11 protein-coding genes are annotated in these 15,478 nt (G+C 38.8%); 8 read left to right on the plus strand and 3 right to left on the minus strand.

All coding sequences use genetic code 11. The features are described from left to right. Window positions 1–71: 71 nt before the first annotated feature. Both Q4489_RS16740 and Q4489_RS16745 read right to left on the minus strand, forming a co-directional pair. Window positions 72–491, minus strand: a complete 420-nt coding sequence (locus Q4489_RS16740; protein WP_303482640.1) for a hypothetical protein — start codon at window positions 489–491, stop codon at window positions 72–74. A gap of 382 nt (window positions 492–873) precedes the next feature. Continuing rightward, window positions 874–2,334, minus strand: coding sequence for a Gfo/Idh/MocA family protein (locus Q4489_RS16745; protein WP_303482643.1), 1,461 nt, complete (start codon window positions 2,332–2,334; stop codon window positions 874–876). Window positions 2,335–2,635: 301 nt separating this feature from the next. Here Q4489_RS16745 and Q4489_RS16750 point away from each other — a divergent pair, with 301 nt between their 5' ends. Genes Q4489_RS16750 through Q4489_RS16775 form a run of 6 tightly spaced genes read left to right on the plus strand, consistent with a single transcriptional unit; the run spans window position 2,636 to window position 9,481 of the window. Further along, the gene (locus tag Q4489_RS16750; protein WP_303482646.1) at window positions 2,636–3,925 is read left to right on the plus strand and encodes a D-tagatose-bisphosphate aldolase, class II, non-catalytic subunit; all 1,290 of its coding nucleotides are present in this window, start codon (window positions 2,636–2,638) and stop codon (window positions 3,923–3,925) included. Window positions 3,926–3,935: 10 nt separating this feature from the next. After that, window positions 3,936–5,060 carry an SIS domain-containing protein gene (locus Q4489_RS16755; RefSeq protein ID WP_303482649.1) on the plus strand — a complete coding sequence of 375 codons (1,125 nt, stop codon included), beginning with the start codon at window positions 3,936–3,938 and terminating at the stop codon, window positions 5,058–5,060. 40 nt (window positions 5,061–5,100) lie between these two features. Then, window positions 5,101–6,015: an ROK family protein gene (locus Q4489_RS16760; RefSeq protein WP_303482652.1), complete on the plus strand. Its 915-nt coding sequence runs from the start codon at window positions 5,101–5,103 to the stop codon at window positions 6,013–6,015. Further along, window positions 6,005–7,186 (plus strand): N-acetylglucosamine-6-phosphate deacetylase, encoded by a 1,182-nt coding sequence (nagA, locus tag Q4489_RS16765; protein ID WP_303482655.1) that lies wholly within the window; start codon window positions 6,005–6,007, stop codon window positions 7,184–7,186. The genes Q4489_RS16760 and nagA overlap by 11 nt, the downstream gene beginning before the upstream one ends. A gap of 14 nt (window positions 7,187–7,200) precedes the next feature. Then, on the plus strand, window positions 7,201–8,904 hold the full coding sequence (locus Q4489_RS16770; RefSeq protein ID WP_368389614.1) for an FAD-dependent oxidoreductase: 1,704 nt from the start codon (window positions 7,201–7,203) through the stop codon (window positions 8,902–8,904). Between the two features lies 1 nt (window position 8,905). Beyond that, window positions 8,906–9,481 (plus strand): gluconate 2-dehydrogenase subunit 3 family protein, encoded by a 576-nt coding sequence (locus tag Q4489_RS16775; protein ID WP_303482657.1) that lies wholly within the window; start codon window positions 8,906–8,908, stop codon window positions 9,479–9,481. A gap of 63 nt (window positions 9,482–9,544) precedes the next feature. Here the strand turns inward: Q4489_RS16775 and Q4489_RS16780 are convergent, their stop codons facing one another. After that, entirely contained in the window at window positions 9,545–10,891 is a 1,347-nt protein-coding gene (locus Q4489_RS16780) for a sugar MFS transporter (RefSeq protein ID WP_303482660.1), read from the minus strand. Between the two features lie 219 nt (window positions 10,892–11,110). Here Q4489_RS16780 and agaR point away from each other — a divergent pair, with 219 nt between their 5' ends. Further along, complete coding sequence (gene agaR / locus Q4489_RS16785; RefSeq protein ID WP_303482661.1) at window positions 11,111–11,881, plus strand: transcriptional repressor AgaR; 771 nt, start codon at window positions 11,111–11,113, stop codon at window positions 11,879–11,881. 268 nt (window positions 11,882–12,149) lie between these two features. Next, window positions 12,150–15,305: a glycoside hydrolase family 2 TIM barrel-domain containing protein gene (locus Q4489_RS16790; RefSeq protein ID WP_303482663.1), complete on the plus strand. Its 3,156-nt coding sequence runs from the start codon at window positions 12,150–12,152 to the stop codon at window positions 15,303–15,305. Window positions 15,306–15,478: the final 173 nt, after the last annotated feature.

Genomic DNA, 15,478 nt, shown 5'->3' on the forward strand with positions numbered 1-15,478 from the left:
GATGCTCAGAGACGGTGTAATGTGGGAAGCGCCAAAAGTGTAAAATTAACTATTGACGCCATAGTCTCTTGTTAGTTCACGCTCTTCAAATGATCAACGAAGGTATCTGTAAATTGATACTTAGACAAATTTTTACCAAATTCGGTAACATCAACAATTAATCCTTTGCCTACAAAAGCAATTAATTGTTGCTCTAAGGAATCGTGTTCCTCAAAGTAATATGATAAATGCTGACCTTTAATGTTGACCATAGACCTTTTACTTAAAGCAAAAAACTCTCGATGATAACTAGACTCTGAATTTGTTAAATCAGCCTTCATTTCAGAAAGTAAAGTTGGATGTTCACTCCAAAGTTTTTTGTAAAATGATTCTTCAGCTCTTTTTTTCTCTTTAGATTTTCGTATATCAGTATATTTATTACCGAAATAAGTTCCCGCAGCACCCGTTGCAGTCCCCACCAAGAAACCTACAGTTACACTCATATAATCCATATATCACCTAGTGAACTAACAGCTTATTCATAAGAACCATTCTCGCAAGTAACACCATGAACAGCTCTTTTATTTATAAAAATGAAAATTCAAATTAGCATTTCTTCCTAACTATATCAACGAGATAGTAAGTTCTATTCTCGCTTTTCTCGGTAAAATAAGGAATAGTTCTCGTTTTCCACGTTGAAAGCGAGAATAGACATAAACTGCATTTTTAAACAGTGGTTTTTATGAGTCCTTTCAATTTTTAATGCAATGAATCGTTGAACGTTAAGAAGATAATTTAAGAATGCGTTACTCATAAAAAAGGCCTTAATCAAATGACCAAATTATTGGTTCACCTAATTAAAGCCCTTTATTAAAAGCCGCTTACGACTTGTAATTAAGTGACAATACCTAATGGCTTACCTGTTTTCCATGCGCCACGGGTAAAATCAGGTATGACCTTGCTGTTACTACGGTCAGCAACTGAATCCATACTGAGTGGAAATACTGAAGACCATGCCGCTGCATCATAAACATCTTGATCTAAAGGCTCACCATTTCGTAAACATGAAATAATACGGTGTGTCATAATAAAGTCCATACCACCATGACCAGCACCTTTAGCTGCGTCACCTAAACGCTTCCATAAAGGATGGTCATATGCCTGATACCATTTCTCCATGTCTGTATCCCATGAATGATAATTTTGATGATGCGGCTTATAACCTTTTTTACCGTTCGCTGTCCATTGAGCCAATGCTTGTTCATGCTCTTGGTCATAAATAGCTTTAATTTTATCGGGAATGTTCTCAAGCGCAATACGATTTGGGAAGCCCGCAAATACACCGTTAGTACCCTGAATTAAATTATGACGGCTGTATGGTCTTGGTGTTGTCGTATCATGTTGAACCATAATACTACGACCTTTCACGGTTTTAATAATACTGGTGTTCATATCCCCAGCGATGTATTTCATTTGATTTCGTTGATGACTCGCTGGAAACTCGCGTTGTGCATATTGTTGACGTCCCATTGCCGGCGAGCTCATAGAAGTAAGGTAGTCGAGTCGATCACCTCGGTTGATATTCATATACTGAGCTACAGGGCCTAAACCGTGTGTAGGGTATAAATTTCCATTATGCATTGCATGACGCTGTGTACGCCATGAACCTGTTTTACGATCAACTTCTTTCATTTGCCAACGAAGTTCATGAATATAAGCAGCTTCACCGTGCAGTAAATCACCGAATAACCCTTGACGCACCATATTCAGTGACATTAATTCATCACGACCATAGTTAACGTTTTCCATCATCATACAGTTTTTCTGAGTACGCTCTGCGGTATCAACTAACTGCCAACATTCTTCAATTGTTGTTGCCGCTGGTACTTCAATTAATGCGTGTTTGCCACTTTCCATTGACTCTACAGCCATTGGTGCATGCCATTTCCATGGCGTAGAAATCACCACAACATCTATATCTTGTCTCTCTAGCATTTTACGGTAAGCGTAGTCAGAGCCTGTATACCTTTCAGGTGCAGGGAAGCCCTGCTTAACAACATGGGCAACAGATTTATCAAGTGACTGCTGATCAGTATCACAAATTGCTTTTATTTCGACGCCTTCCATTTTAAGGAAGTTTTTAACGTGATAATCACCACCACGAACACCAACACCAATAAAGCCGACTCTTACTACATCCATTTTTGGCACAACAAGACCCATAACACTTGGGCCCTGCTGTTTAAGTATTGGAGAACCTGTATTCTGAGCAGTAGCTGCGCAACCGGCTACAACACCTACAGCAGCTGTTGCGGCAGCTGACTTTAAAAATTTACGACGACCGAGATCAGACATGTGTGTTTCCTTTATTTCTTATCAAACTAAATTATTTATAAATGTAATGCACTATATATAACCAAACGCGACTTAAAACGCAATTAAAACTTTCAAAAGACTTCAATAAAAACAATAAAAGCATAAATAAAGAAAATAACAGACGAAACCAAACAACAATAAAAAACATAAATAACTGTTTTTAAAGTTATTTTATAAGAACTTTACTATAAGCAACATTCTTTCATTAACATTATTGCGAAAGAAAACGAAAGCTGATAATATCTTTATTAATATTTAAATTGTAAAAATAGGATTAGCAGTGACTAAGATAGTAGATATCATTAATAGTAATCGTAATGATGTAAAAGTTGGCATTTATTCTGTTTGCTGTGCTCAGCCTTTGATAATTGAAGCTGCAATTAAACAAGCTCAAAAAGATAATTCAGTTGTACTTATAGAGGCAACCGCCAATCAAGTGAATCAATTTGGCGGCTACACATCAATGAAGCCAGCTGATTATGTAACCTTTATCGCTGGCATTGCCAACAAACTACATTTTCCAATGGAAAAGGTTATTTTAGGTGGTGATCATCTTGGTCCTGTTTGTTGGGTAAATGAAACGGCCCAACAAGCTATGGAAAAATCAAAAACGTTAATCAAAAGTTATGTTGCTGCAGGGTTTAAAAAAATTCATCTTGATACAAGCATGCCTTGTGCTGATGACGAACCAGCACTAACTGATGAAATCATCGCAGAACGTGCAGCTATTTTATGCGAAATCGCAGAACAAACTGCGATTGAAACGTTTGGGCAATCAGATATTCTTTATGTGATTGGCACTGAAGTGCCTCCTCCTGGTGGTGCAACTGAAGAAATTACCTCACTTGAAGTAACGCCTAAAGAAAATGTTGCGAAAACGTATGATATTCATCTAACAGCATTTCAGGCCAAAAAATTAACAGAAGCTTGGCAACGTGTTATCGGCATTGTTGTTCAACCTGGTGTTGAATTTGATCATACAAGTATCATTGATTACAACGCTGACAAAGCCCAATCGCTTAGTCAATTTATTAAAACAGTCCCTAACATTGTCTTTGAGGCACATTCTACTGATTACCAAAAACCAAGTGCTTATAAAGCGTTAGTTGCTGACCATTTTGCAATTTTGAAAGTCGGTCCTCAATTAACTTTCGCCATGCGCGAGGCATTGTTCGCATTAAGCTTTATTGAACAAGCTTATATAGCACCCAAACGTCAAGCTAACTTAATGGCAGTGTTTGAAACAGAGATGCAAGAAAATCCAGGCTATTGGCAAAAATTCTATCAAGTCGCACCTGACAAAGAAGTATTTTATCGTCAGTACAGCTACAGTGATCGTATTCGATATTATTGGAATACGGCCCGCGTTGAGCAAGCGGTACAAACATTGTTAGAAAACTTAACAAGCAATGCAATTCCGTTACCGTTGATCAGTCAGTTTTTACCAGAGCAATACCAAGCATTAAGAGAAGGTGAAATACAGAACTGTCCACACGATTTAGTTGTTCACAAAATAATGCAAGTCACAGAAGTATACGCTAATGCTTGCAATCAACAGTCTCCACTATAGGTTTGACCCGATGAATAAATTTTTGACTATCGATACCGATTCCTTAAAAGAACAAGGTGCATTTTGGACCGCAAAAGAAATTGCTCAACAACCTAGCGTGTGGCAACAAGCGTTCGATAACATTATTAACAAGCATGATGAAATTCAAGCATTCTTAACTCCAATCCTTGCGTTAAGAGGCATTAGGGTGTTATTTACTGGTGCTGGCACATCTGCATATGTTGGCGATACAGTAGCTCCTTACATCGCTAAGAAAACAGGCTTGTCTTGCAAGGCAATTAGTACAACAGATATTGTCGGCACACCTGAGTATTTTCTACAAAAAGAAAAACCAACACTGTTAATTTCTTTCGCGCGTTCTGGTAACAGCCCTGAAAGTATTGCTGCAGTTGAGTTGGCAAACCAATTAATTGATGATTGTTACCATTTAGTGATCACCTGTAACAGCAAGGGCGAACTTGCCAATGGCGCAAGAAACAAAACAAACGCATTAAGTTTAATTATGCCAGAAGGCACTCTTGATGAAAGTTTTGCCATGACCAGCAGTTTCACTTCAATGATGGTGTCGGTGTTAAGTATTTTCACACCTAATGAAGAACAATTATCGTTAGCAATTACCGCTGCTAAGCACCTCTTGGAAGATGAAGTAAATACGATTAAACAAAAAGCCAGTAATGATATCGACAGGATCGTATTTTTAGGCTCTGGTACTAATCTAGGTATTGCACGTGAAGCGGCGTTAAAATATTTAGAACTTACCGCAGGAAAAATTACCAGTTATTGTGAAAGCCCGTTAGGTTTTCGTCATGGTCCAAAATCGATTGTGAATAACAAGACTGACATTATCATTTTTCAATCAAACAATAATGTTACTCGTCGTTATACCGAAGATTTATACAATGAAGTCACCAAAGATAATATCGCAAATGAAATTACCTGCATTGACGACGTTGTATTTGGTACTGATCGAAAAATTGATGATATTTGGGCAGGCTTCCCTTTCATTGTATACTGCCAAATGTTGGCATTTTATAAATCAATGTCGCTCAATTTATCACCAGACAACCCCTGCCCTACCGGCGAAGTAAACCGTGTTGTTCAAGGTGTTACTATTTACCCTTACCAAGATATTTAAGTGAATATCAATTAAAACTAAAAACCATTAGGACTGTAAAATGGCGCGTTACGGTGTAGATATCGGCGGTACTAAAATTGAAACTGCTATATTTGATGACCATTTTAATTTATTGGATAGTTGGCGTGTAAATACGCCAACTAACGACTACGCATTATTTTTAAACACAATTAATGCGCAGATTATCAAAGCAGATGAAATCACCGGTGAGCAATGTAGCCTAGGTATTGGTATGCCCGGCTTAATCAATCACCACGGTAAAGTGTTATCAGCAAATATTCCTTGTGCTACCAATAAAGACATAGCACAAGACTTAAACACCTTATTGAACCGACCTATTAGTATCAAAAACGATACAAGATGCTTTGCCTTATCTGAAGCCACTTTAGGCGCAGGTAAACATCATTCAAGAGTGTTTGGTGCAATTATTGGTACCGGTGCCGCAGGTGGGCTTTGTATTAATGGAAAACTTGAACAAACAACACTTGGCATTGCAGGTGAATACGGACACATACCTTTGTCCGCTCAACTACAGCAAAAATACCAGTTACCAATTTTTACTTGTGGGTGTGGTTTAACAGGTTGTGTTGAAAGTTATATTGCTGGGCCGGGTATCAATCGTTTATATCAACATTTTACCGGCAAAACCGAAACTGCAATTTATTGGCATCAACAATTAAAACTAAAAGATAAAACAGCAAAGAAAATTCTTGATTGTTACCTCGATATACTATCAGAAACGTTTGCGACGTTAATAAAAGTACAAGAACCCGACATCATCGTGTTAGGGGGCGGTTTATCTTTAGTAGACGATATTGTCACGCAACTTCCTGAAGTGATAAAACGCCATTTATTTCCAGGCTTTCCATCACCCAAAATCGTAGCGGCACAATTTGGCGACTCTAGCGGTGTTAGGGGAGCTGCAATTTTAGGGAGCTTACCCAATGAATCATGAACAGTATTACCTCAAATGTTCAAAGGTAGTCACAGAAAATGCCATAGAGCATCACAAGTTTGTCTTGATAAAACATGGCATCATCAGTGAAATAACCGACACGCCAAACGACAATATCACAGTTATTGAGCTCGATAATCAAACCTTAGTTCCTGGCATGATCGATATGCACATTCACGGCCGCGAAGGCTGCGATGTGATGGATGCAAAATTAAGCTCATTAGCCACCATTTCAGAATCATTGGCCAAGCACGGCGTTACTGGTTTTCTGGCCACAACAGTGACCGCCAGTTGGCAGCAAACGCTGAAAGCCTTTGAAGTTATCGGCGAAGCAAGCCACGGTAAAATGCCAGGCGCACAAGTACTGGGCGCGTACAACGAAGGGCTATTTTTTACCGAAACGCATAAAGGTGCACATAACGAAGCTTTCTTTCTTGAACTGACAAAAGAACGCGTAGACGATATCTACCAAGCGAGCCAAGGCACATTAAAAGTAATGGCACTGGCCCCTGAATTTGAAGGTTCACTAGAGATCATTCGTTATTTAGACTCACTCGGAGTCAATGTAATGTTAGGTCACACGAATGCAACGTATCAACAAGCTACCGAAGCATTTGCTGCCGGTGCTTGTGGTGGTGTGCATGTATTTAATGGCATGAGCGGTATTCATCATAGAGATCCAGGTTGTGCTGGTGCAGTACTAACGCACAAAGAAGCGCTTGCAGAAGTGATTGCCGACGGTGTGCATTTACACCCTACAATCATGAATATGATTTATCGTTTAAAAGGTAAAGATAAAATCGCATTGATCAGTGACTGTATTAATGCTGGCGGTTTTTCTGACGGTACCTATCGTTTAGGAGAACTAGATGTAGTGGTAAAAGACGGTATTGCTAGAACAGAACAAGGTTCGTTAGCTGGTAGTACACTAACACTGGAAAAAAGTGTAAAAAACATTACCAACATGACAGAAATCCCCTTCTTTGAAGCTGTACATATGGCAAGCTTAGTGCCTGCTGTTCATTTAGGGTTAGCCGATCAACTTGGCAGTATTGCCGTGGGTAAACGTGCGTGTTTAGCCGTACTTGATGACGAACTTAACGTAAACGCCACCATTATTGATGGTGAAGTTGTATTCTGTGACCAAGGGTTCGCGCCACTCACTCAATAATACCTTTATACACTATGGTAGACATACAGAACACTAAGTTTGACGCTATCGTCATAGGTAGCGGTATTACCGGCGGTTGGGCAGCTAAAGAGCTTTGCGAGCAAGGGTTAAAAGTACTCGTACTAGAGCGTGGTAGAATGGTTGAACATCCAACTGACTACCCAACCGCTCATTTAGCTTCTTGGCAGCTCCCCTTTGGTAACCTACCCGATCAACAAGCAATTACGCAACAAGCCAAACAATCTCGCACTGGCTTTGCGACCAATCAAGATATAAAGCACTGGTTCGTGAATGATATTCAGCACCCTTATCAGGAAACAAAACGCTTTGACTGGATCAGAGGCTACCATGTAGGCGGTCGGTCGTTAACATGGGGACGACAGTGCTTACGGCTAAGTGATTTAGACTTTAATGCTAATGCTATGGATAAACACGGGGTTGATTGGCCGATAAGATATAAAGATATTGCGCCGTGGTACGATAAAGTTGAACAATTCATTGGTGTGATGGGCGAACCGTTAAATCTTAGCCAACTACCTGATGGTAAGTTTTTACCGGCCATGCCATTAAACAGTGTTGAAAAAGATTTAAGAGCATCTATTAATAAACATTATCAAGATCGCCATTTAACCATAGGCAGAGTTGCACACCTGACAGGTAATAAAAACTTCGAAGGCAGAAGCCAATGCACCTATCGAAATAAATGCATGCGTGGTTGTCCAACTGGCAGCTATTTTAGTAGTAATGCCTCTACTTTACCTGCGGCTAAAAAAACTGGCAACATGACACTTCGTCCGCATTCAATAGTCAGTAAAATCAATTACAATGAGCAAACAAAATTGGCAACGGGTGTTGAAGTAATTGATACCACTAGCCATAAAAAATTTACTATCACAGCAAATATTATTTTTTGTTGTGCATCAACTGTTGCGACCACTTCTTTACTGATGCAATCAACTTGCCGTAGGTTTCCTCAAGGACTTGGAAATGACAGCGGCCAACTTGGCCACAATCTTATGGATCATCATTTTAGAATTGGTGCAACAGCGACAGTATCAAAATTTGATCACCTCGTTGATCAAGGAAAGCGACCTGTTGGCTTTCATATTCCAAGATTCAGAAACCTAGCATCATCAAAAAAGTCAGCGCATAATTTTATTAGAGGCTATGGGTATCAGGGTTATGCAACACGATCAGATTGGCGAAGAGGCATCAAAGAAATGTCTTTTGGAGCCGACTTTAAAGATCAACTATTCGCTCCTGGTTCATGGCAAATCGCGTTAATTGGCTTTGGTGAGTGCATACCGCGATATGAAAACAAACTTTCGTTAAACTACACTAAACTTGACCCGTGGGGACTGCCTACCGTTACCTTTGACTGCCAATACGGTGAGAACGAACTAAACATGCGTAAAGATATGAAAGAACAAGCGGTTAGTATGTTAAGCACGGCTGGTTACGAAAACGTGCAACCCTATGATGACGGTTCGTTTCCTGGACAAGCAATACACGAAATGGGAACCGCAAGAATGGGCAAAGATCCAAAAACTTCAGTGGTGAACAAACATAATCAGTTACACAGCGTAGCCAACGTTTATGTTACTGATGGCTCCTTTATGGTTTCTTCGGGGTATCAAAACCCATCTTTAACCTATATGGCGTTTACCGCACGTGCTGCTGCTCATGCAGTACAACAGTTTAAACAAGGGGTATTCTAGCATGGAAAGGCGTCAAGCAATCAAAGCTCTGCTTGCGTCAATCGGCGTAGCAGCTTCTAGTCAAACATTGTTGTCCATTGCACAAGCGAGTCAACAAAATCCCCATAAAAACCAGTTATGGTTCCGCGAAGATCAACGTGAATTAATCAAGCGATTCAGTGAAGTAATTTTACCGGAAACATCCATCCCTGGTGCAGTAACGCTTAAACTACACTACTTTGTTGACACCATGGTAAAAGAGACATTTGACAGACAAAAACAACGTTTGTTTGTCAATGGGTTAACACTCTTTCAAAAAACATTACCTACCAGCAACGTTGAAAATAAAGCTAAACAATTGTACGTTAATTATTTGAGTCATTTCTATTCGTTACCGCTTACACAGCAGGAAGAATATCAAGACTTTGATACCTTACCTCTTGAAAACATACCTAAAAATAAAAAAGCACACTATTATCAATATGCATTTTTAACCACATTAAAAACAGTATTAATGATTGGCTATTTTACTCATGAGAAAATCGCACCCATTTTACGTGATCCGAGAGATTACCCAACCATTTATCAACCTGGCTAACCGATAATCAAAAACACAAAAAAACGCAGCTAGGCTGCGTTTTTTTGATCTATTAGCCTGTAATTACCAATGGCGCTTTTTATGCCCAATCAATGCATAATATAAAATAAATAAATAACAAGGGAGCATGATCCAATAAGACATTTGTGAGTTACCACTTTGCTCTGCAAAAGCTCCATAAACCAATGGTAATAATGCACCGCCAGATATCCCCATTATCAAAACAGCAGATCCTGTCGCGGTTTGTTTACCTAAGTCTTTCAACGCCATTGGCCATACTGCTGGCCAAACTAAAGCATTCGCTAAACCTAATAAAGCAACAAACAGCACTGTATTTGGAATTGCAGGCACGTTCGTCCAAGCGAAGAAAAAGTCCCATACCCAATGGCTGTCTTTTGCGCCCATAATTATAAAGGTTGAGAATATAAGTCCTAACACTGCAGAAACTACTAATGCTTTTTCCTGACTGATCCACCGAGGTATAACAATAATACCGATGATATAAGCAACAACCATGAAAGCCATTGTATATGATGTTAATTGACCAAAGTTAGTAACACCTAACTCTTTACCGTATAAACCAATAGTGTCGCCAGCAATAACCTCAACGCCAATGTAAAAAAACAGCGTTATTACCCCTAAAATTAAATGAGGGTATTGTAAAATGCTTTTGTCTACGTTGTTAACATCATCAACATTTGTCTCATTTTCGCCATCTAAATTAACATCAGGCAACGGAGAAAAATAAATAAAAACAGCCAATAACGCTAGCATGCCTGCCATGATGAAGTATGGCAAAATCAAACGGCTCGATAACTCTTGCAAAGCGTCAAGTCGACTTGCTGCATCTAAACTTGCTAAATAAGTCTCATTAAATTGCGACATATCCGTAAGCACAAAAGCAGTAAAAAATATTGGCGCGATAATACCGGCACCTTTATTGAGGATACCCATAATACTAATACGAACGGCTGCAGACTCTTGTGGGCCTATGACAACTAAATAAGGGTTAGCCGCGGTTTGTAAAACCGTTAAACCTGTGCCTAACAAGAATAAAGCGATTAAGAATACCGAATATAACTTTGTTTGCGCGGCAGGGATAAATACCAAGGCACCAATGGTCATAATCACTAAACCACCAACGATACCTTTTTTATAACCAATACTTTTTAAAACCTTCGCTGCAGGCAAGGCCATTACGGTATAAGCAATATAGAAAACCAAGGTAACAAAATAGGCTTCAAAATGATTGAGCTCACAAGTGATTTGCAAAAAAGGGATCAAAGATCCATTTAGCCATGTAACAAAGCCAAACATAAAAAATAATCCGCCGATGATCAACATTGGCATATAGCGTTCAAGCACGCTGCCTTGTTTAATCGAATCAGGGGTTGAGATGTGCGTAGACATTTTTTTTCCTAATAATATTTTTATTAATTTCCCGCTAATAATTCCACATATGCACCCGCTAATCAACAATTTTTGAAACCTTCAAATATTTTCGAACAAAGTATACTGAGGTTAAACTAGTTGCCTTTTCGTTAAAAATAACGAACAATTGAGGCTTGAAGGAATAAACACTTATTCAATAAAAACGATAATAAAAGAAATAATGAAAGAGATAGTACCATGCTAAGTACCATTGAAAGACGTCAAGAAATTGTATTACTAACTGAAAAGAAAGGAAATGTTTCAGTTAAAGAGCTAGCCGAAAACTTTAATATTTCTACCGTAACGATTCGAAATGATCTTAATGAATTAAATAGGCTAGGCTTACTCGTTCGCTCTCGCGGCGGAGCTGTACCTAGCAATCGCTTAACGAAAGAATTATCGATTAAAGAAAAGCATACTAAAAACCTCAAAGTAAAGCAGAAAATTGGCGAGGCAGTTGCAAACCTTATTGATGAAGGCGATGCAATTATTCTTGATTCAGGCTCTACAACCGAAGAAGTTGCGCATTGCCTAATAGGTAAAAAACAGCTGACCGTAATGACTAACGGATTAAACATTGCTAACCAACTTGCACAAGCGGAAGGTTGCGATGTATTTATTACCGGTGGAAAATTGCGTAAAAAATCAATGTCTTTCTACGGCGCACAAGCTGAAGAACGTTTAGAGTATTACAATTTTAATAAAGTAATTTTAGGTGTAGACGGTATTGATATTAATCGCGGTATCAGTACTCATTACGAACCAGAAGCCAACTTTAACCGAGCTATGTGCGATAATGCAGAACAAATCATTGTTGTTACCGACTCATCAAAATTTGGTAAGCGTTCGTTGCATGCTATTGTTACCCTTGATCAAGTGGATATTTTAGTTACTGATAATCAGTTAGCTAAAGAATATATCGACGTACTCGAAAGCCATAATATTGAGCTACATCTAGTTGATGTATAACAACTATAACAGTATGTATTCAACAAAGAGTACGTACTGTTGCCCCCTCTTTCTCCATCGACTATAAAGTAAAAAGCAACAAGGTTATCCTCTCTCATCTGCTACATTCTAAATACAAATAACTCGCAAAACACCTGAACGGTACATTATGATTTTAGATCACGTAAAACATTAAATTCGAAATTATATGAAAGGAATATTACCTTTCATTAATTTTAAAAGTAAGTTATGTTTATCTGCTAATATTCACGTTTCGTTGCTTAATAAAATGAGAAAACCTCAACGTATTTACTACAAATTTAAAAATATCAGCTTTTTATCATTACTAGTGGCTCCCTTACTGTTAATAATAAGTGGAGAAAACTTTGCTGCTAGCAAACCTACATCCACCATCAATGATTGGGAAAACCCACAGGTAGTAGGCATAAACAAATTACCTCCGAGGGCTAATTTCTTTCCATTTGTCGACAACGTTACAACGGAAAAAGCCCAAGCTGTTAACATTAAGTCGCTAAATGGCACATGGAAATTTTTATTAAGTGCCAATATCGCAAGTGCGCCAACTAATTTTGCACAAACAGATATAAACGTTGATCACTGGCAAGATATTACTGTTCCTGGAAATTGGGAATTACAAGGTTTCGATCGCCCCATTTACTTAAATCAACCTTATCCTTTTGCTAAGAATCCCCCATTTATTCAAGAACATGACAATCCCACTGGTCATTATCGAAAAGTATTCCAACTTGATAAATCCTGGCTAAATGAAAAAAAAGTGATTATTCACTTTGGTGCAGTGAAGTCTGCATTTTATCTATGGGTTAATGGCAAAAAAGTGGGCTACAGTCAGGGAAGCAAAACTCCCGCTGAATTCGACATCACCCCATTTGTGCAACAAGGAACAAACACCTTAGCTCTGCAAGTATTACGCTGGAGTGATGGTAGTTACCTAGAAGCTCAAGACTTTTGGCGGTTATCAGGGATAGAAAGAGATGTTTACCTGTATTACACCCCAAAAGCACACATTAGCGATTACTTTGTTAACGCCGGATTAGCCAAAGATTATACAACGGGGACGTTTAATTTAACCGTTGATACCATAGATACGAATCCTCAACAGCAGTTAGAAGTCACTCTAAACTCTGCGCAGGGAAAACGTATTTATCACAAGATAAAAACGATAACTCCTGCAAACACAAAGGTTACAACACACTTTAATGCTCAGTTTGAACAAATAGCTAAATGGTCAGCTGAAACACCTAACCTTTATCAACTAACAGTGACATTGTTAGATAACAATAAAACGACTCAATTGATCAATCAATCCATAGGCTTTCGCAGTACAGAAATTAAAGAAGGACAGTTACTTGTTAATGGACAAGCTATTTTAATTAAAGGTGTAAACCGCCATGAACACGATCCAGATACAGGTCATTACATTTCGAAAGAAAGCATGGAACTCGATATAAAATTGTTTAAGCAATTTAATATCAATGCGGTACGCCTAGCGCATTATCCAAATGATCCCTACTGGTACGAACTTTGTGATAAATACGGCATTTATGTGGTTGACGAAGCCAATATTGAATCACATGGTATGTATTATAACTTAGCGAAAGGCGAATCATTAGGGAATAACCCTGATTGGAAAAAAGCCCATTTAGCACGAATAGCTGCCATGGTTGAACGTGATAAAAATCACCCGTCAATTATCGCATGGTCTTTAGGTAATGAAGCTGGAAACGGCTACAACTTTTATCAAGCTTATGATTGGGTAAGGGCTAGAGATCCTCATCGTCCCATTCAGTACGAACGGGCCGTTTTAGAATGGAATACTGATCTATTCGTTCCACAATACCCAACCCCGCAATATATGGAAAAATACGCTAAATCAAATCCAGAGCGTAGTATGATCATGAGTGAATACGCACATGCCATGGGTAACAGTGCAGGTAATTTTCTCGACTTTTGGCAAGTGATCCGTAAATACCCTAAATTACAAGGTGGGTTTATTTGGGATTGGGTAGACCAAGGCTTAAGAAAAACCACCGAAGATGGCGACAGTATTTTTGCATATGGTGGAGATTTCGGTGTTCCAGGTACTCCTTCTGACGGTAATTTTGTTTTGAACGGTATTGTGTTGCCTGACCGAACTCCTGAGCCATCACTCTATGAAATCAAAAAAGTACATCAAGATATTCAAATAAAAGCGATCGACCTTTTCAAAGGAAAAATTAGTGTCTTTAATGAATTCTTCTTTAAAGATCTTTCAACCTACAAATTGTCATGGCGCTTGATGCAAAATGGCCGCACACTAGATAAAGGCACGATTAATTCCCTCAACATTGCTCCCCAACAAGCAAAAACGTATCGACTCAACTATCGCGCGCCTAAACCAAGTGAACAAGAAGTCTTTTTAGATATTCAAATACTGACAAAAAACGATGAGCCGCTGATCGGACAAAACGCTGAAATAGCAAAAGAACAATTCATCGTACACGAAGCTATACCCAGCAAGGATAAAGGTGGTGATGGCACTCTGACCACCTATAGAACAGTGACTGACACCGAAATACACGGTAAAGATTTTGTGTTCAGGTTTAATCACAAATATGCTGAGCTCTCAGGGATGCGCTATAAAGGTGTAGAACTTATCAAAAAAGCGCCTAGAGCAAATTTCTGGCGAGCACCCACGGATAATGACTTTGGCGGAAACTGGCAAGATAAATTGCGGGTTTGGCGATATGCCTCTGAGCGTCAGAAGAAATCACGATTTACATTCATTGAAGAAGATAACAAAGTAATCGTTAAAACCGCTTTTACTCTAGAAGATGTTAAGGGAAGCGTAACGATTGATTACACCATCACACCAAATGGTGCCATTAATATTGATTATCAATTAACGTCGTCACTCGATGACATGCCAAAAATTCCACGCGTTGGTATGAATATGGAGTTATTTGGTCAATTTGAACAACTGAGTTATTTTGGCAAAGGGCCGCACGAAAACTACCGTGATCGTCATTACGCTGCGCATGTTGATTTATATAAAAGTACCGTTAACGAGCAGTATCACCCTTATGTTCGGCCTCAAGAAAGTGGTTACAAAACACAAGTGAGATGGGCAACTTTAGTTAATAAAAACGGGATCGGAATAGCCATATCAGGCAAACCTCATTTCGGTATGAGTGCTTTGCCATATCGCATTAGCGACCTTGATCCGGGTATGCGCCGAACTCAAATGCATTCAGGCAGTTTAAAGCCTAGATCAATTGTGTCACTTAATATCGACTACGGACAAATGGGCGTTGGTGGCGTTAATAGTTGGCATACGACTGCTTTAGATAAATACTCACTGACAGAAAAAAGTTATCAGTACAGCTTTACCTTACAAGGCGTAAGCTCAGTCGATGTAAATAAATAGTCTTGTCATTAACAAGAAAGATGTAGCTAACCACCTTTATGGTTGGCTACATCGATATTTTCCTTTAAAAACGAATAAAACTGCCCTCACCAACCATCATACCCTAAAGTTATATCTCACCAATCCAAATGAATAGTTATTAGCTGTTTATTCGTTATATACTCATAGAGTAC

Source organism: Thalassotalea sp. 1_MG-2023 (genome assembly GCF_030546745.1).
GTDB lineage: Bacteria > Pseudomonadota > Gammaproteobacteria > Enterobacterales > Alteromonadaceae > Thalassotalea_C.

Bases quoted from the DNA above. Each gene is read 5' to 3' on its own strand.
- Q4489_RS16770 (WP_368389614.1), top strand. From the start codon at position 7,201: ATGGTAGACATACAGAACACTAAGTTTGACGCTATCGTCATAGGTAGC.
- Q4489_RS16775 (WP_303482657.1), top strand. From the start codon at position 8,906: ATGGAAAGGCGTCAAGCAATCAAAGCTCTGCTTGCGTCAATCGGCGTA.
- Q4489_RS16780 (WP_303482660.1), bottom strand. From the start codon at position 10,891: ATGTCTACGCACATCTCAACCCCTGATTCGATTAAACAAGGCAGCGTG.
- Q4489_RS16790 (WP_303482663.1), top strand. From the start codon at position 12,150: ATGAGAAAACCTCAACGTATTTACTACAAATTTAAAAATATCAGCTTT.
- Q4489_RS16760 (WP_303482652.1), top strand. From the start codon at position 5,101: ATGGCGCGTTACGGTGTAGATATCGGCGGTACTAAAATTGAAACTGCT.
- Q4489_RS16755 (WP_303482649.1), top strand. From the start codon at position 3,936: ATGAATAAATTTTTGACTATCGATACCGATTCCTTAAAAGAACAAGGT.
- Q4489_RS16745 (WP_303482643.1), bottom strand. From the start codon at position 2,334: ATGTCTGATCTCGGTCGTCGTAAATTTTTAAAGTCAGCTGCCGCAACA.
- Q4489_RS16740 (WP_303482640.1), bottom strand. From the start codon at position 491: ATGGATTATATGAGTGTAACTGTAGGTTTCTTGGTGGGGACTGCAACG.
- agaR (WP_303482661.1), top strand. From the start codon at position 11,111: ATGCTAAGTACCATTGAAAGACGTCAAGAAATTGTATTACTAACTGAA.
- nagA (WP_303482655.1), top strand. From the start codon at position 6,005: ATGAATCATGAACAGTATTACCTCAAATGTTCAAAGGTAGTCACAGAA.